This is a genomic window from Azotobacter vinelandii CA, assembly GCF_000380335.1.
In the GTDB taxonomy this organism is placed as follows: Bacteria; Pseudomonadota; Gammaproteobacteria; order Pseudomonadales; family Pseudomonadaceae; genus Azotobacter; species Azotobacter vinelandii.
In genome coordinates this window covers 2,704,395-2,721,891 of record NC_021149.1, presented here as the reverse complement: position 1 = coordinate 2,721,891, position 17,497 = coordinate 2,704,395, and the positions used below count along the sequence as shown (strand labels likewise).

14 protein-coding genes are annotated in these 17,497 nt (G+C 65.4%); 10 read left to right on the top strand and 4 right to left on the bottom strand.

What is annotated here, in order from left to right; genetic code table 11:
* The 8 genes from AVCA_RS12125 (at position 1) to AVCA_RS12090 (ending at position 8,192) form a co-directional block, all read left to right on the top strand.
* Positions 1-2,619 carry a DUF2169 family type VI secretion system accessory protein gene (locus AVCA_RS12125; RefSeq protein WP_012701225.1) on the top strand — a complete coding sequence of 873 codons (2,619 nt, stop codon included), beginning with the start codon at positions 1-3 and terminating at the stop codon, positions 2,617-2,619.
* Positions 2,616-3,674, top strand: coding sequence for a pentapeptide repeat-containing protein (locus tag AVCA_RS12120; protein ID WP_236616125.1), 1,059 nt, complete (start codon positions 2,616-2,618; stop codon positions 3,672-3,674). The genes AVCA_RS12125 and AVCA_RS12120 overlap by 4 nt, the downstream gene beginning before the upstream one ends.
* A gap of 50 nt (positions 3,675-3,724) precedes the next feature.
* The gene (locus AVCA_RS12115; protein ID WP_012701223.1) at positions 3,725-4,357 is read left to right on the top strand and encodes a DUF3540 domain-containing protein; all 633 of its coding nucleotides are present in this window, start codon (positions 3,725-3,727) and stop codon (positions 4,355-4,357) included.
* A 14-nt stretch (positions 4,358-4,371) separates the two neighbouring features.
* Complete coding sequence (locus tag AVCA_RS12110; protein ID WP_012701222.1) at positions 4,372-4,761, top strand: DUF4150 domain-containing protein; 390 nt, start codon at positions 4,372-4,374, stop codon at positions 4,759-4,761.
* The gene (locus AVCA_RS12105) at positions 4,758-5,597 is read left to right on the top strand and encodes a dienelactone hydrolase family protein (RefSeq protein ID WP_012701221.1); all 840 of its coding nucleotides are present in this window, start codon (positions 4,758-4,760) and stop codon (positions 5,595-5,597) included. Before AVCA_RS12110 ends, AVCA_RS12105 begins: the two co-directional genes overlap by 4 nt.
* A 691-nt stretch (positions 5,598-6,288) precedes the next feature.
* Positions 6,289-7,161, top strand: a complete 873-nt coding sequence (locus AVCA_RS12100; RefSeq protein ID WP_012701220.1) for a 2OG-Fe dioxygenase family protein — start codon at positions 6,289-6,291, stop codon at positions 7,159-7,161.
* A 5-nt stretch (positions 7,162-7,166) separates the two neighbouring features.
* Positions 7,167-7,553, top strand: a complete 387-nt coding sequence (locus AVCA_RS12095) for an ACT domain-containing protein (protein WP_012701219.1) — start codon at positions 7,167-7,169, stop codon at positions 7,551-7,553.
* 15 nt (positions 7,554-7,568) lie between these two features.
* Positions 7,569-8,192, top strand: coding sequence for a LysE/ArgO family amino acid transporter (locus AVCA_RS12090; protein ID WP_231876417.1), 624 nt, complete (start codon positions 7,569-7,571; stop codon positions 8,190-8,192).
* Positions 8,193-8,392: 200 nt separating this feature from the next.
* Here the strand turns inward: AVCA_RS12090 and AVCA_RS12085 are convergent, their stop codons facing one another.
* The gene (locus AVCA_RS12085; RefSeq protein WP_012701217.1) at positions 8,393-10,987 is read right to left on the bottom strand and encodes a hypothetical protein; all 2,595 of its coding nucleotides are present in this window, start codon (positions 10,985-10,987) and stop codon (positions 8,393-8,395) included.
* A gap of 1,303 nt (positions 10,988-12,290) precedes the next feature.
* Here AVCA_RS12085 and nifA point away from each other — a divergent pair.
* Positions 12,291-13,865: a nif-specific transcriptional activator NifA gene (nifA, locus tag AVCA_RS12080; protein ID WP_072432498.1), complete on the top strand. Its 1,575-nt coding sequence runs from the start codon at positions 12,291-12,293 to the stop codon at positions 13,863-13,865.
* A gap of 60 nt (positions 13,866-13,925) precedes the next feature.
* Here the strand turns inward: nifA and AVCA_RS12075 are convergent, their stop codons facing one another.
* Positions 13,926-14,816 (bottom strand): alpha/beta fold hydrolase, encoded by an 891-nt coding sequence (locus AVCA_RS12075; RefSeq protein WP_012701215.1) that lies wholly within the window; start codon positions 14,814-14,816, stop codon positions 13,926-13,928.
* Between the two features lie 108 nt (positions 14,817-14,924).
* Here AVCA_RS12075 and AVCA_RS12070 point away from each other — a divergent pair, with 108 nt between their 5' ends.
* Complete coding sequence (locus AVCA_RS12070) at positions 14,925-15,830, top strand: LysR family transcriptional regulator (protein ID WP_175555890.1); 906 nt, start codon at positions 14,925-14,927, stop codon at positions 15,828-15,830.
* Between the two features lie 57 nt (positions 15,831-15,887).
* Here the strand turns inward: AVCA_RS12070 and AVCA_RS12065 are convergent, their stop codons facing one another.
* On the bottom strand, positions 15,888-16,631 hold the full coding sequence (locus AVCA_RS12065; protein ID WP_236616123.1) for an NADPH-dependent F420 reductase: 744 nt from the start codon (positions 16,629-16,631) through the stop codon (positions 15,888-15,890).
* 63 nt (positions 16,632-16,694) lie between these two features.
* On the bottom strand, positions 16,695-17,489 hold the full coding sequence (locus tag AVCA_RS12060; RefSeq protein WP_012701212.1) for an ABC transporter ATP-binding protein: 795 nt from the start codon (positions 17,487-17,489) through the stop codon (positions 16,695-16,697).
* Positions 17,490-17,497 lie beyond the last annotated feature (8 nt).

Here is a 17,497-nt window from a genome sequence, read left to right as displayed (position 1 = left end):
ATGGAAATCATCAAACCCCTGAGGCTCGGCGTGCTGCACCGCACCTATCACTGGCGGCACGGCCATCGCCTCGCCGTGACGGCGATCGCCCTGGCGACCCTGGAGGAGTCTCCGGTGCTGCTACCCGAGCAGGAACTCTGGGCGTTGCTCGACGAGGCGCTGGACGAGAACGAGCAGATCGACCTGCTGATGCCCAAGCCATGTCCGGAATTCCTGGTCAACGGTCACGCCTACAACGTCCACGGGACGGACCGCCGGCGCTGCCGGGTGCAGGCGCGGCTGGACGACCGCTGCAAGGCCCTGGTGGTCCATGGCGACCGGTACTGGGCGGAAGGCGAGGCCGGCGAGCCGGCTGACTTCGAGGCCATGCCGCTCGGCCGGCGACGGGCCTATGGCGGCCCCGGTTACGAGGCCAATCCCATCGGCATCGGCCATGTCCCGGAGTCGGTCGACGGGGGCGAGCGCTGGCCCTTGCCGAACGTCGAGCACGACGGACAGCCGCCGTTCGCCCCCGGCCAGCCGCCCGGGACGCCGGCGGGTTTCGGCATGCGCGACATCGATGCGCCGGCGCACCGGGCGAAGCTGGGCCAGTACGACGAAGAGACGCTGGAGCGGGACGGTCCGGGGCTGGCGGAGTCGTTCGACTGGCGCTTCTTCAATCTGGCGCCGGACGACCAGCAATGGCCGGATCGCGACCGCCTGGCGGGCGGCCTGGAGTACGAATTCCTCAACCTGCACCCCGAACTGGCGCGCCTCGCCGGGCACCTGCCGGACGGATTGGCGCGCTGCTTCGTCATGCGCCAGCCGGCCGAAGGCGAATCCGCCCTGGAAGAGATTCCGCTGCGTCTCACCACGGCCTGGTTCTTTCCCGACCGGCGGCGCGTGGCGCTCATCCACCATGGCGACCTGGCCGTCGACGACGAGCAGGCTTCCGACATCCAGTACCTGATGCCGGCCTTCGAGGCCGGCGCCGCGCCGCGTGGCCTGGAGCACTACGCCGAGGCGCTGGCGCGGCGGCTGGACGAGGAGGAGGGCGACCTGTACGCCTTCGACGAGGCGGCGCTGATCCACGAACCCTTCATCGGCGCCGGCTTCGATACCGAGCCGCTGGACCAGGGGCCGTCCGATCCGCTGATGGACAACCTGTTGCGCCGGCAGGAAGAGGCAATGCGCAACGAACGCGAGCGGATGAACTCGCTCGGCCTCGATCCGCAGCGCCTGGCGGGCCTCGCGCCCGCCGGGGACGACGAGGAACTGCGCCTGCAGCGGCTGGCCGACCTGCCGCGGGTCGGGCGCAATATCCGGCGCAAGGAGGCGGAACTCGAAGCCCAGGCGGAACGCGAGCGGGCCGCCGCCCTGGAGCGCCTGCGCGACCAGGAGCCGACGACGGCGAACCGGGAACTGCTGGCGCAACTGGAAAACCCGGACAGGGAACTTCCGCCTTTCGATTTCGCCGCCCGTTCCGCGCAGTTGCGGGAGGTCTACCGGATGGACTTTTCCCCGGCGTCCGCCGACTTGCCGTCCCGGGAGGAAAGCGAGCGGCGCCTGCGCCAGCAGTACCGGGACTCGGTGCATTGCTGCGGGGCCGCCCCGGCCCTGCAGGGCGCGGCGGCCGAGGCCCTGCGCCGGAAGGTGGCGCAAGCCTATGCGCGGGATCGCGACCTGGCGGGTATGGATCTGACCGGCGCCGATCTGTCCGGCATGGACCTGTCCGGCGCGCGGCTGACCGGCGTCCTGCTGGAAAGCGCCAACCTGGCGGATGCGCGGCTGGACGGCGCCGATCTGCGCGAGGCGATCCTCGCCAGGGCCCGCCTGGACGGCGCCTCGTTGCGCGGCGCCGATTGCCGGGGCGCCAACCTGTCCCGCGCGCAGGCCCGCAACGCCTGTTTCAGTGGCGCGACCTTCGGCGACGGGCAATGCTGGGAAGCACGCTTCGAGACCTGCGATTTCAGCCACGCCCGGTTCGGCGGGATACTGTGGCAGGGGTGCGAACTGGACGCCTGCCGTTTCGACGGGGCGGTGCTGGAAGACTTGTCCCTGCATGCCTGCCGGCTGAGCCGGCCTTCCTTCGTCGGGGCGAGCCTGAGTGCCGTCACCTGGGTCGAGTCGAGCCTGGAGGCGGCCGATTTCGAGCGCGCGGAGCTGGACGACTGCAGTCTGGTGGAGACGCGCTCGCCCGATGCCCGTTTCGTCGGGGCCGCCCTGAGTGCGTGCTACATGGTGCTCGGCAGCTCCCTCGAGGCGGCGGATTTCGGCGGCGCGCGGCTGGCCGAAAGCAACCTGCGCGGGGTGGATTTGTCCGGTGCGCGCTTCTGCGGGACGCGCCTGGCCGATTGCGATCTGTCGGAGGCCCGCCTGGCGGGCGCGGATCTGCGCCGGGCGACGGCCAGCGGCTGCCTGTTCAGCGGCGCCGACCTGCGTACCGCCCGGCTCGGAGACGCCCATCTGATGCAGTGTCTGCTGCGCCGCGCGGATCTGCGCGGCGCCGATCTGCGCGGCGCTTCGCTGTTCGGCAGCGATCTGGCCGAGGTGCATCTGGACGAGGACAGCCTGCTGGACGAGACGGATTTCGGCCGGGTCGCTTTCCACCCGCGCCGCCGCTCGGAGGCCGCGTCGTGACGGCGGAGGAGATCCAGGCCGCGGTGCGGCGCGGCGAGGCCATCGAGGGGCGCGCGCTGCCGGGCTTGCGCATGGCTGGTCTGGAACTGGCCGGCGGCCTGTTCCGCGGCTGCGACCTGAGTGGCAGCGACTGGCAGGGGACGACGCTGCGGGCGTGCCTGTTCATCGACTGCGCGCTCGAGGCGGCCGATTTCCGCATGGCCCGGCTGGACGAGGTGCAGTGGCAGAACTGCGCGCTGGCGGATGCCGCGTTCGCGGGCGCCGAGCTGGAGCGCTGCCAACTCATCGAGTCCGGCCTGGCGCGGGCCGTGTTCGACGGGGCCCTGCTGGGGGGCCTGGCGTTCATCCAGTCGGTGCTGGCGCACGCTTCGTTCGAAGAGGCGACCCTGGCCGAGACTTCGTTCAACGAATGCGACCTGCGGGATTGCCGGTTCGCTCGTGCCCATCTGAGCGAAACCACCCTGTTCGAGCTGGACCTGTGCTCGGTGGATTTCGCCGAAACCCGCTTCGAGTCGGTCATCTTCAGCGGTTCGAACCTGTCCGGGCAGTGCCTGATGCGCACCTCGCTGGCCGGCTGCCAGTTCTCCGCGGCGCTCCTGGACGGCTGCGACCTGACGGAGGCGGTCCTGAGCCAGGCGGTGTTCAAGGACGCCAGCCTGGTGGGTGCCCGGCTGACGGGGGTGGAGGCACGCTATGCGCTGTTCCCGGACGCCGACCTGAGCGACGCGGATTGCCGCCAGGGCCGTTTCGCCCAGAGCGTCTGGGCGGGCGCGCAACTCGCCGGCGCCGATTTTTCCCAGGCCTGCCTGGACATGGCCGTGTTGCAGCGGACATGGGCCAGGGGCGCCCGCTTCGAGCGGGCCAGTCTGCGCCACGCCGAATTGTCCTATGCCGATTTCACCGGCGCCGACTTCGCCGGCGCCCTGTTCGAGCGCACGTCCTTTCACCGTTCGCTGCTGGAGGACGCCCGCTTCGATTCGCGCGACGGGCTGATCGAGCGCGACGAGGAACTCTGGGCGGCGGAGGAGCGCGCGCAGGCCGGGTCGCGCCGATAGGGCGGGGCCGGCCGCTGTTCATCGGTTCACTTTTTTTCAGGGAGGCTTTCATGTCCGTACCGTTCGAACCCCAGGGCGCGGCCTTGCCGGCGAATCTGTCGGCCAGGGTCGTCGCCGCGCGGGGCGATGACCTCTTCCTGGTCGAGCTCGAAGGCCGCGCCCACGAGTGCCGGCGGGCAGCCAGTTGCCTGTTGTTGCCGGAGCCAGGTGACCGGGTGTTGATCGCTGCCGTGGATTCGATGCCCGAGCTTTATCTGCTCGCCGTCATCGAGCGGGCTTCCGCCGGTCCGGCGCGACTGCAGGTGGACGGCGACCTGCTGCTGGCCAGCGGACGCGGCTCCGTCCGCCTGCGCGCGGCGCAAAGCCTGGACCTCGCCAGCGAAAGACTGGCGCTGCGGGCCGCCTCGGCGGAGCTGGCCGTGGAACGGCTGAACTGTTCCGGTGTGCTGTGGCAGGGCACCCTGGGCACGGTGCGGCTGGTCGGCCGGGTCTGCGAAACCATGGTCGATCGCCTGATGCAAGTGGCCAGGGTGAGCTTTCGCCGCGTCGAGCAACTGGAGCAGGTGCGCGCCGCGCAGCTCGACTACGAGGGTTCGGTACGCCTGCGCCTGCGCGGTCGGCACACCGCGATCACGGCGCGGGACGTGCTGAAGGCGAAGGGACGTCAGGTGCATATCGGCTGAGGAGCAAACGCGCCATGTTCATGAATACCCAGCAGAAGGGCAAATGCCTGGCCGTCGGCGACCTGTGCAAGACGCCGCCGACCGCGGCGCCGGTTCCCTATGTCAACCAGGCGGAAGCCATGATGTCCATTCCCGGTTGTTATCACGTGCTGGTCCAGGGCATGCCGGCCCACAACATGCGCACCATCACCCCGATCACCACCGGGGACTCGGCGGGGGCGATGGGGGGCGTGGTCTCCAATACCGTCATGGCGCAATCGCGCTACGTAGCGGGCTCCTACAGCGTGCTGCTGCAGGGCATGCCGACGACCCGGCTGACCAGTCCGACCCTGCAGAACAACAACAACATAGCGGGGCTGCGGGTGACGCCGAGCCAGAACATCGTGCTGATAACCGCGCCATGACCGGCGTCGGCCAGCCGCTCGGATTTCTCTGCCCGGCGCCCAGGCCCTCGCCCGCGGCGCCCTGGACGGCCGCGACGCCCTGGCTGCGGGAGGTCCTGCACCTGCCCTCGGCCGACCGGCCGTCCGTGCCGCTGGTCACCACCCTGTATCTGCCGCCCGGCGACGGGCCCTTTCCGCTCTGGGTGTTCAACCATGGCAAGAGCTTCGGTGGCGACGCCAGGGCGCAACCCCGCTGCGAACCCATCGCGTTCGCTCGCGTGCTGATCCGTCACGGCCATGCCGTGGCCGCGCCGAACCGCAGGGGCTTCGCCGATTCGGGCGGGGTTCATTGCAGCCACTGGCTGAACCCGCTGGCGGGGGCCGGTTGCTGCGCCAGGGATATCTGGGCGGCGGTCGAGGCCTTGCTGGCGCATCCGAAGATCGATGCCGGACGGATCGTCGTCGCCGGGCATTCCTATGGCGCGCTGGGGACGCTGGCCTATGGCGGCGAATTCCGTCATCCGGGAGTACGCGCCCTGGTGAACTTCATGGGCGGGCTGCGCGCCGAGCGCGAAGACGGCTGGCAGCAGCCCCTGCTGCGGACCTTCCGCCATCTGGGCCGGCGCACGCGCTGTCCGTCGCTGTGGTTCTACGGCCGCAACGACAGCTTCTGGCCCATCGAACTCGCCAGGAGCCTGCACGCCGCCTACGTCGAACGGGGCGCGCCGGCGCGCTTCGTCGATGTCGGCCACTTCAGGGACGATGCCCATGGCCTGGTGCTCGACGAGGCGGGCGTCGTGCGCTGGTGGCCCGAAGTGGCCAGGCTGCTGGCGGCCAGCGGGATGCGCGGCGACTGAGCGAGCCGGCACACCGTCCTTCTTTCGGCGCGGTTCTTCGGGATATTACGGATGGCCCGAGGCACGAGCGGCTGTCTCCGCATGCTTTTTTATCCATGACTAAACCGAGCGGGGGGCACCTCTAAAAACGTAGGCGAGGCAGTCAGCGCAAGGCAAAAACAGGCGAAAAAGCGGAGTTTACGAGTTGTAAATGAGCATTTTGAGCCTGTTTTTAACGCAGCGATGACCACGCAGGTAGTTTTTAGATGTGCCCCGGGTGGGAGTCGGGCCGAATATATATACGAATTATATGGCTAGTGGCTTATTGCTGGTATCGGTCGATTGTCGTCGCTATATGTAATGCCGATGCTTTTCAATGATTCATGTCATTCGGTTTCCCGATTCATGAGAAGTTACGCGAATAGCCAAGGTAATTTAACTTCGCTGAAACCTGATTTAATCCCGCTGCAATCTGTGGCCCGCACTCTTTTCGAGGAAACAGGATCGACCGGCCAATGAGCGACTGGCATATCGAACGATGATCGCTGTCTTGGGGAGGGATTGAAAAAAGATCGACCGATTTCATTCGCGATATCGTCGGAAAAATCATTGCCGCGGCACGGATGCGTATTCGCAGCGCCAGGCGGGATATCGCCGCCCGGCGCGTACCGCCCAGCGTAAGTGAACTCAACTCTCGTAAGGAGTCGGAAACATGTTGCTGAATACTCTGAAGTCCCCGATAACCCTCATCAATCTCGCCGAATTGGGGATAGATACCCAGGAAGTACAGGGCTGCATCAGCAAGGAATATCAGAATTACGAGCCCGACAACTATCTGCTGCGGCAAAACAAGGTCAGCCTGTTGAAATCGCAATTCTCGCGGCAGGAGCTCGATGGCATCGATCCGAACGTCTGGATGGGTATCTACGAAGGCGTCATCGCCGACTCGGATCTTCCGGCGCTACTGCCCGGGGTTTCGGACGAAACCCTGGAAAAGGTCAGCGAGTTGCGTCCGACCCGTTATCGGCTGGTTTCGGAGTTCGAAATCGCCAGGGATGGCGACTGGTCGATCAATCGGGTGCCGAGAAAGGGCTTCGCACAGCCCCAGGCGCTGATTACCGGCCCCGGCGTGGACTACCGGATATTCGCGCGGGAGTTCAAGGAGTTGCCGGACTCGATGTACGACACCAACCTGAACAGGATTCTCGCGCATCTCTCCGAGCAGATAGGCAGGAAACACGAGTCGGTCCAGAAGATCGAAGCCGTGGTTCACCACACGATCATTCGCTACGAGCACGGTCAGATAAGCACGAACTCACCGGAAGGCATTCATCAGGACGGCGCGGATTACATTCTTTCCGCGCTGGTCATCGAGCGGAACAATATCGGCGGCGGCACGAGCATCATTTATGGCTCCGACAGGAAAACGCCGATCTTCGAATGCGAGTTGCAGGTCGGCCAGGGCATCATGCAGCCCGACCTGGGCACGGATCTCTGGCATGAAGTGACCCCCATACATCTGCTCGACGAGAGCAAGCCCGGTTATCGCGCGTCGATCGGCGTGGACATCAAGCTGGTGGAGTGACGAGCGTGGCGAAGCCGAAACTGAAATTGTTGGCCACGAAGTTCGCGGTCTGGAAAACCGGCAAGGAAACGCCGACCGGCGACCTGAAGGTTTTCGCGCTGATCGCGGAGGAAAACGTCAATACCGTCATAGGTTCCCGGGAGCAAAGCCTGCCGGATGCTCTCGAAAAGTCGGATGACTGGTGCGCGATAAAGCTGGATACCGTCCTGGACATGTCCGAGTCGGGAATCCTGAATGCCGTCACCGCGCCGCTGGCGGCGGCGGGCATCAGCATTCTGGCCATTTCTTCCTTCGATACCGATTACCTGTTCGTCGGGAACGACGATATCGGCAAAGCGATCGAGGTATTGCGAGCGGCGGGTTATGAACTCAGTGACGAAGGGGCGGGCTGATATATGGAAAACTTTTTGAAAGGCGCCCTGTTGTCCGGCAGCATGATCATCGCGATCGGCGGACAAAATGCCTTCGTGCTCAAACAGGGATTGTTGCAGAGGCACATTTTCTGGGTATCGCTGACCTGTTTCCTGTGCGACGCGCTTTTGATAACGGTGGGGGTCATGGGACTGGGCTCGATGATCACCGGTAGTCGCATGGCCTCCATAGCCCTGTCCCTGGGCGGCGGCGGTTTCCTGATCTGGTACGGCATCCGCTCGTTCGACAGTGCCCTGCGCTCCACCAGCGTCCTGGAAGTCGGCAGGGACGATCCGGGCGGCGGCAAGGCCAGGCAAGTCATTCTGGCGACGCTGGCCGTGACGCTGCTCAATCCCCATGTGTATCTCGATACCGTGGTCGTGGTCGGCGGCGTGGCGGGCACCCTGCTGCTTCTCGACCACAAGATCCAGTTCCTGGTGGGCGCCCTGCTGGCATCCGGCTGCTGGTTCTTCGGCCTGGGTTACGGCGCCAAACTGCTGGTACCGTTTTTCAAGAGCGCGAGAGCCTGGAGGATTCTCGATCTGCTGATCGGCTGCTTCATGGTCTGGATCGCATTTCAACTGCTCGGGCATGGCATCGCCTTGATACGGGCCGCTTGAAGGGCCGCCCGGTTCCGCTGAAACGCGCTGTTCCCTTGCCCGATCTGTTCGATCGGGCAAGGGGGCGCCACCGCGGCCTTTGGCCGGACGGTTCTCCGGCGCATGGGGCTGCACCGCTGTCGTACGTTCGTTTCCCTCTCTGTATTCCTGCCGGAGACGGCGGCCCCGCGCCGGGGCCGCTTCGGTGCTCGCCGGGTCGTTCAGGAAAGCGCGCGGCGCGCGCAATCTTCGGCCCAGTCGCGGATTTCCCGGGTTTCGATTTCGTCCAGGTGGACGCCGAGCCGTTTCCAGGCGTCCCGGACGCCTTGCGGCGGGGGAGCGAAGGACGTGCCGCGGGCGGGGAAAAGATGCCCGGTATCTTCCGGATGCTTGGTGCAACCGGCCGGCAACGCGCCATGCCCGACCGCGCCGAAGCGCAGGATCAACGCATCCTGTATTTCGGCCGGCAGTGTTCGCATGCTTTCCAGCGAGGGAGCGGTTTTCGGCAGCAGGCGTTCGAGCGGCGCTTCGTTGTCCGCCCAGAGCAGGACCGCGCAGAGCCAGCCGACATCATGGAAGGCCTGGAGAATGGCGTAGTTGCCGGGCAACCCGCGCGGCGGACGCTTGTCCACCCAGACGCGCCTGGCCTCTTCGCTGCGCCGCGCGTCGATGCGCGCGAAGGCGCGTTCGAGGGCATTGCCGTCGGCTCGATCGCCGCCCTGCGGCAGGTTGCGGGATACCGGCGCATCCGGGTCGTTTCCGGGGTTGAAGACAGGCTGCCAGTTGCCGGCCGATGCCCAGATGGAAAAGCCGGCCTTCTCGTCCGGACTCCAGTCCGATGTCGCCTCCTTGGTCGAGGCCGTGCGGGCGGCGCGGATCGATTCGGCCTTTCTGCCATCCGAGGCCGGGTCGGCCGCCATGATCTCCGACAGCGACGCCAGGTTCCGCAAGGTGTCGCTTCCCTCCTTGAACACGGCGGGCAGCGGTTTCCGCTTCCCGAGCGGCGAAAAGCTGACCTGCCGGACGCTCGATCGGTCGGCGAAGTCTGCCAGACGGCGGATGAAGGACCAGTCGCCGAGCAAGCGGGTCTTATCCGGCTGCGCCTCGGTGAGGCGGGATATCCACTCGCCGGGCTGGCCGCTCCGCTGGAGGTCCAGTTCTTCCAGGGCGATCGCCAGTTCGAGGGAGGTCGATCGGTCATCGGCGGGGGAAGGGGCATGGCCGGAAAGCCCGCGGAAGCCTTCGTGTTCCGAGCGGTTGCAGCCGACCTGGATCGAACAGGCGCTGAAGTGGCCGCTTCGGGCCGCGCTGCCCAGGATGGCCAGGTTTTTCAGCGAGGCGAAATCGAGGTTGAGGTAGCGCGCGTTCCGTGCCGTGGACACGCGCAGATCGTCCGCATCCACGCCGGGGGCGTAGAGATGTTCCGTGTCGCGCAGTTCGATGCTGTCGGCGCGGAACCAGGGCAGGAACACTTTCCGCGCCTGGGCGCAAAGGCGGGACAGATACTTGCCGGGGGCGATGAAGGCGTCGCGTTTGGCTCCCTCCCAGCGTTCGGGGGCGCCGGTGAAAACCGACTTTTCATCGAAGATCAGCTTTTCCAGGCGGCCGAGGAAGAGTTCGCCGTCGGCGCAGGAGGGGACGAGCAGGTCGGAATCCAAGATGACCTCTTCCACTTGCCAGGATCGGGCATCCAGATAGTGGATTTCCTTGTGCAGGCGGATGCGCCTGGCATCGAGGGATGCCGGCCAACGACTGGTGTCGCGGGCATTGTAGATTTCCAGGGTAGCGAAGCGCAGGCCTTCCGGAATGACGGCATCGCTCGCGCCGTCCCAGGCCATGCTTTCGATGAAGGCGCCGGCCGGGAAGCTGGCGACGGGTTCCAGTATGCCGCGGTCCTTGACGATGCCGGTGAGCCGGCAGTTGTCGAATTCCTCGCCGCGCCAGATGACGTATCCCCGCGAGCGAAGATGCGACTGCAGTTGCAGGAAGGCGTCGATGACGGCGGAAGAGACATCCTGGTTCAGACGTCCGCGCAGTTGAATGAAGGCGAGCACCCTGTAGCCCGCGTCGAGTTCGCGCTGGCGTTCCCGGCGCGCTACGGCGGAGCACGGCCACATGTCGAGCAGTTGCTGCGGTGAGCGATGGGGCGAAAGTTCCAGCGTGGCCAGGGAAAGGTCGTCGCCGTCGCGCAGGGAATAGACCTGGGCGCTGCCGTCGCCGACCTTGTCGGCATAACTGCGTACGCAGTGCTTCATCAGGATGCCTTCGCGCTCCAGGGCGCTGGCATCGTTCAGGCTGACCCAGTGGCAACCTGCGGGCAGGCCGGCATGCTTCGCGACCTCCATGATCCTGGTCGTCCCGACCTCGGCCGAAGCGTAATCGTCGCGGTCTTCGGGGGCGATGGTGAGCATCCATGACACCATCTTGTCCAGCGCATCCTCGAAGCTGACCTTGTTGATCTGCCTCGGGGCGGCGTACAGGGACCAGTCGGCCAGATGATGCAGGCGTGTCCGCAGTCTCTTGTCCAGCGACACTTTCCATAAGGGCTGGTGCTCGGCCAGCGCTTTCAAGGCCCATGGCTGGGCGTCGTCCGGCAAGCGTTCGACTTCCCAGGCCTCGCCTTCCCGGATCAGCCATTTCGCGGCCGCGCCGGTGAACCAGGCCCGGAGTTCGGCGCGCCGTCCGCTCGGGGCCACGCCGAATATTTCGTTGGCGATGGACTGGACGAATATACGGATATCTTCGGTGTTCAGAACATTGCGCGCTTTTTTTCCGACGCCTACGGTATCGGTCGTCGTGTCGGATGATTTCGACATGCCCGGCTCCTTTTATTCGGATACAAATGCATTGCCGCAGGACCGAGTCGAATACCGATGACTTATTCGGTCGCTGCAGGTACTCGATGAACTTGTCCCGGCTGGCCATGGCGGCTGGATGTCCGGTGCGTGGTTTTAACGCCCCGCCGATTGGCCGGCCGGGGTTTCGCGATTATTTCCGGGAGCGACATCCGTATTGCCGTGCGCGCTATTGCGATTGCTGGCGCAAGCATGATTCAACCGACCTTTTGCAATATCTCTGGAGTTGCCGCTCCGATACCGGGAGGGCCATCCGGGGAATATTGGCCAAGCCGTTTTCTGATTTTTCAGCCAGTTCGTCTGGTTGCTGTACGAAAGTACCGCTCGTGGATTGCAGTAAAGTGAATTCCTGCCGATATTTGTCCACCGGCTCCAGTCATGAAGATGGGCGGAGTTTCGTGGATATGCTCGAAAGAGCAGGCGCAGCCGTTTCGGGCGCGGATTCACGGGTAGTATCGAGGTCGCTTTCCCGGCGAGAGGCGGTGCGCCTCTTTTAGCGGGGTGGTTCGTTTAATGACGATGCGACCCGAGCGAATGTCGCCATGGCAGTCGATACCACGCCGGAGCCCAGGAAAATCAATCGATTGGGCGAGGGATTCGGAGGATTGCCGATGATCGGGCAAACGACCTGTTGTATCGGGAAGCGGTTTTTATATAGGCGAATAATTTCATGTTCGTTATCTGTAGAAATGTGAGGGGGATTCGCTGTGAGGCATCCCGGCAGGCGCTGGCGGATGTATCGATATCATTGATGCGGCATTTTGTCGCAATATGCTGAAGTTAAACTTCAGCAATTCCGCTTGCAGTCAGGATTCATGCACTGGGCTGCTGTGTTTTTCTTGTTTTCATGTTATCGCTCATGCGGCGTCGTGAAGCTCGGCCGACAATGGCTGTCGATAAAGTCAGAATGCCATTGTCTGTCGATGTGTCCTGCCGGTGTGGATCTGGACATATCCTCGTCATAGTTCTTTGCAACACTGCTTCATCGAGAAGGTTGGCGAAGTGGCATTATCGATTATCCGAACTTCTGGATTCTTCGATCACTTTTTTCGAAGCGCCGATATTATCGGCATGGTTGAGTACTTGAGTAATGCGTGGCCCGGGTTCGATTGCGCGACCGGGCCTGCGCCAGGGAGGCTGAAGCCTGCCCGTGGGTTCGATGGCAGACGATGTTCGAGTCGGGAACGATAATAAAAATTAATGTGCAGCGATGATGTCGAGTCGTTGCCGGGCCGTTCTCTCGACTGGATATGGAGGAATGTTCATGAATGCAATCTTTCCCCTTAGCACTCCGACCTACTTCAAACCTGACCAGCCAAAGTCGAACAGGCTAGAGCCCGATGATTGTCAATTACGGGCTCTCGCCCGTATCGCCGGAGTTCTGCGCCGGACCCGACAGGCCAAGGAGGCAGTGGCGCAGGTATTGGCCATATTGCATGACTACCTGGGATTGCTGCACGGCCTGGTATCCATCATTGCCGCCCCGCAGCCCCGCATGCTGCGGGTCGTCGCCATCCATACGAGTTCCAGGCTGGTAGCCAAGGCTGCCGAGGAGGTCCGCTATCGGCGCGGTGAGGGCGTCATGGGCCATGTGCTCGAGCACAGCGAAAGCGTCATGCTCGAACGCGTTTCCCTGGCTCCCCGTTTTCTCGACCGGCTGGCGCTCTACGATCCCGAGTCGCCCTTCATCGCCGTGCCGATCAAGGGGCCCGAAGACGACACCATCGGTGTTCTAGCGGCCCAGCCCGATGGGCGGAAGGACGTATCGCTGCCGGAACGCGCCCATTTTCTCGAAATCGTCGCCAACCTGCTGTCGCAGACGGTTCATCTCATGGCGAAACTCACGGGCAGCCGCTGCACGACGAGCGAGCGCGACGAACCTCGCGGCAATGTGCGAACCCAACATGGCATCGAAAACATGATGATAGGCAGCACCCCCTCCATGCGTCGGGTATTCGAGCAGATCAGACAGGTGGCCAGATGGGACAGCACCGTCCTGGTTCTCGGCGAATCCGGTACGGGCAAGGAACTGATCGCCAGCGCCATTCATTGCAACTCGCCACGCGCGCGTTGTCCGCTGGTCCGCCTGAACTGTTCCTCCCTGCCCGAGACGCTGCTGGAGTCGGAACTCTTCGGCCATGAGAAGGGCGCCTTCACCGGTGCGGTCAAGCAGCGCAAAGGGCGTTTCGAGCAGGCCGATGGCGGTACCCTGTTCCTCGACGAGATCGGCGAAATTTCACCCACGTTCCAGGCCAAGCTCCTGCGGGTGCTCCAGGAGGGGGAGTTCGAGCGGGTCGGCGGCAACCAGACGGTGAGGGTGAACGTACGCATCGTGGCCGCGACCAACCGCGATCTGGAAAGCGAGGTGAAAAAGGGCAATTTCCGCGAGGATCTCTACTATCGCCTGAACGTCATGCCCATTCAGGCTCCGCCGCTTCGCGAGCGCCTTGCCGACATTCCCGAACTGGCCAGATTCCTGCTCGACAAGCTGTCGTCCCAGCAGGGGCGATCCCTGGACATAACCGATTGCGCCATCGAGGTGCTGAAGAAGCACCACTGGCCGGGCAACGTGCGCGAGCTGGAAAATTGCCTGGAGCGCTCGTCGATCATGAGTGAAAACGGCGTCATCACGCGCAACGTGCTTTCCCTGGCCGGCCTGGATGACGGAGGTTCTCCATCGCTGGCCGATGATGGAACCCTGGACGATCGCGAACGGCTGATCGCCGCCCTGGAACAGGCGGGATGGGTCAAGGCGAAGGCGGCCCGCCTGTTGGGGATGACGCCCAGGCAGGTCGCCTACCGGATTCAGACCCTGAATATCTGCATGCAGAAGATCTGAACGCCGGCTTCCCGGCTGTTCCGTTCGCGGTTTCCGCAGCGGGATGCGGCCGGGCTCCGTTCACTCCGTGGAGCAGAACCGCACGATGGCATCGCTCACCCGCGAGGGCGACTCGCGCTGCGGGAAATGCCCGATGCCATCGAGCAGCAGGCGTTCGTAGCGAGCGCTGAAAAAGCGCTCGCGCCCGCTGGAACTCTCGGGATCGTTGCAGGCGTCCGCGGCGCCGTGGATCGCCAGGGTCGGGATGGACAGCAGCGGTGCGGGATTCAGGCGCTGCTCGTCTGCGGCGAAGCGCGCGTCTCCCCCGACGAATCCCCAGCGATGGCGATAGGAATGCAGCACGACGTCCGCCCAGTCGGGCCCATCGAAGGCCTGCGCGGCCTGGTCGAAATCGGCCTCGTCGTACCAGCCGGCGGGCGACCAGGTATCCCACATCCGGCGCGCGAAGGCCCGGCGCTCTTCCCGCACCGTCCTTTCCCCGCGCGGTGTGGCCATGAACCAGTGATACCAGTAGTTGCGCGCCTGTTGCAGCGAAATGGACTGGTTCGGATCGTTGGTGCCATAGCCCACCGACAGCATCACCAGGTGCGAGGCGACCCGCTCCCGCAGTCCGCAGGCATTCGCGGCGGCCCGCGCGCCCCAGTCGTGTCCGACCAGCACGGGGCGGCGCAGGTCCAGCGCGTCGATGAAATCCAGCAGGTCGCGGCCCAGCGCCGCCAGTTGCCCGCTGCGCGGCGTCGCCGCATCGCGAAAGCGCGTCGGCGCGAAGCCCCGCAGCGCGGGGGCCAGGACCCGGTAACCGGCATCGGCCAGCGCGGGCGCCACCGCTTTCCAGCAGGCCGGGCTGTCCGGCCAGCCGTGCAGCAGCACGGCCGTGCGGATTCCGTGCGGGTTCCATTGCCGATAGGCGATTTCGAGCTGTGGGGTGGTGACGAAGGCGTATTCGGTCATCGCGATTCTCCGGACGGGCATGGTTCGCCATGATGTTAAGTGGATGGAAAAACGCGATTGATGAATAATCTCCATCCATTATTGAGTTATCTCGTTGAATGGGGCGCCATGGACAAGACCGTGGGTACGAGCTCTCCGACGCTCGATATCGTGCTGCTGCGTACCTTCCTGGAGGTGGTCGACAGTGGTGGCTTCGCCCTGGCGGCGGAACGTCTGGCGCTCACACCGTCCGCGGTCAGCGGCCATATCAAGCGCCTGGAGCTGGCCGCTGGCGACACCTTGCTGGCGCGTACCACGCGACGCCTGGATCTGACCCAGGCCGGAGAAACCCTGTACGCCTATGCCCGCAACATCGTGGATCTGGAGCGCGAGGCGCGGGCCAGGCTGCGCGGCTCGACGATTCAGGGCCGGCTGCGCGTCGGTGCCTCCGAGGATTTCGCGGGCACTTGGCTGCCCCAGGTGTTGCAGGGCTTCCACCGCTGGCATCCGCAGGCGTCGATCGAGCTGAAGGTCGGTATCACCGCCGACCTGTTGCGCCAGCAGGAGCGGGGCCATCTGGATGTGGTCTTCGGCAAGCGCTGCAGCCGGACGAACGGCGAGGGCGAATTGCTGTGGCGGGAGCCGCTGGTCTGGGCCTATGCCTCGGCGTGCGCGGCGGACCTTGCCGAAGCGCTGCCGCTGGCGGTGTTCCCGGAGCCCTGCATCTACCGCGAGGCGGCCCTTGCCGCTCTCGGCAGCGTGGCCCGTCCCTGGCGCGTGGTCTTCGAGAGCGGCAGCATGGCCGGCTGCCTGTCCGCGGCGCTGGCCGGTTTTGCGGTGACGGTCGTCGCCCGCAGCCAGTTGCGCGAAGGTTTGCGCGAACTGGGGGAGGAGGAGCGCTTGCCCGCGCTGCCGGCCGCCTGCTTCTACGCTTTTTCGCCGCGGACGAATCCGGCCGCGCGCGCCCTGATCGAAGCGGTGCGGAGCATTGGGCAGCGCAGCCGGTTCATGGCGGCGCGGCTCCACGGCGGCTGAGCGCCATGCGGCCATCGGGCCGTGGGCGGTTTCCGTCGCGGCCGGAGCCGCTGCCTGTCAGCGCTGTTCGTCCAGGCGGCTGCGCAACCGTTCGGCGCTCATCACCTGCCGGAACAACGGTGTGCCCGGCTGGAACAGGCGTGCGCTCGCCAGGGGCCCGGCGACGACCGGTTCGAAGCCGGCATCGCGGACCAGGGCCGAGACCTCTTCCAGCGCCGCCTGGTCGTCGCCGGCCAGCGGGATGCCGATCGCAGGCGAAGCCTTGTGGGCGTTGCCGGCGACCGCGCTGGCATCGATCGAATTGAAGCCGCGCACCAGATGCGCGTCGGGAAAGTAGCCCGCGCTGGTCAGGCCCACGCCTTGCCGTTCGGCAAGGTCCGCCGCCTCGCCGTCGCGCCAGCGGTAGGGGTTGGTCGCGTCGAGGACGGGCTTGCCGCGCAGCAGGGGCGCGAGATCGCGGCCGAGCTGGGGCAGCGCGCCGTAGGGCACCGCCAGGAGAACGATTTCGCCGAAACGCGCCGCCTCGGCCGGACTGCCCGCGCCGGCCCGCTCGCCGAGTTCGGCGACCAGCCCGCCGAGCCGGTCCGGATGGCGGGAGGCGAACATCACCCGGTGCCCGCTTTCGATCCACAGGCGGCCGAGCGTCGAGCCGACCTGCCCGGCGCCGATGATGCCGATCCTGCGTTCCCGTCCGGTCCGTGCCGGGGCGGCCCACGAGGCGGGCGCGATCCCGGCCGCCAGGGCGACCGCGGCCGTCGCGCCGGCCAGGAGCCGGAGTGTTCTTCTACGCTGCTTGTCCATGTCCATCTCGTCGACGTGGGAGGAAGAGGATTATCGCTTCGAACCCGTCGACGCCGGTTGCGTTCAGGTTTTCCCCGTGTCGCCGGCGGGAATGCAGATACGGGTCTTGCGGCCGTCATGGCGGTCGATCTCGTGGATTTCCGTTTCCACGCCATAGGTGCGGCGCAGGTAGTCTTCGCTGATGAGCGTGGCCGGGTCGCCGACCCGGTAGCGTTTTTCCCGGTCCAGGGTCAGCACCCGGGAAGCGTAGAGCAGGGCGTGATCGGGGTGGTGGGTGGTGAGGATGATGCCCATGTCCCGGCCATGGGCGATCTGGCGGATGTGCGCCATCACTTTCAACTGGTTGCCGTAGTCCAGGTTCGAGGTGGGTTCGTCCATCACCAGGATGCGCGGCTGCTGGGCCAGGGCGCGGGCGATCAGCACCAGTTGCCGTTCGCCGCCGCTGATTTCCGTGTAGCTGGCCTTGGCCAGGGCGCTTATGCCGAGGGTTTCCAGGGCTTCGGCGGCGACTTTCCGGCCCTCCTGGCCGGGGCCGGAAAACAGGCTGCCGTGGGCCGTGCGGCCCATGGCGACCACGTCCTCGACCTGAAAGGGAAAGGGCGGCGTATGGGCCTGCGGCACGTAGCCCACCCAGCGGGCGAACTCGCGTCGCGACCAGTGGCGGGTCGGCCGGCCGTCGAGGCGGATTTCCCCGGATCGCGGCGGCAGCAGGCCGAGCAGGGTCTTGAACAGGGTGGTCTTGCCCACCCCGTTGGGGCCGAGCAGGCAGAGCAGTTCGCCCGGGTTCAGGTCGAAGGTGATGTCTTCGAGGACGGTCCGGCGGGCGTAGCCGCAGTTCAGGCGCTGCACTTCCAGCATGGTTTCGC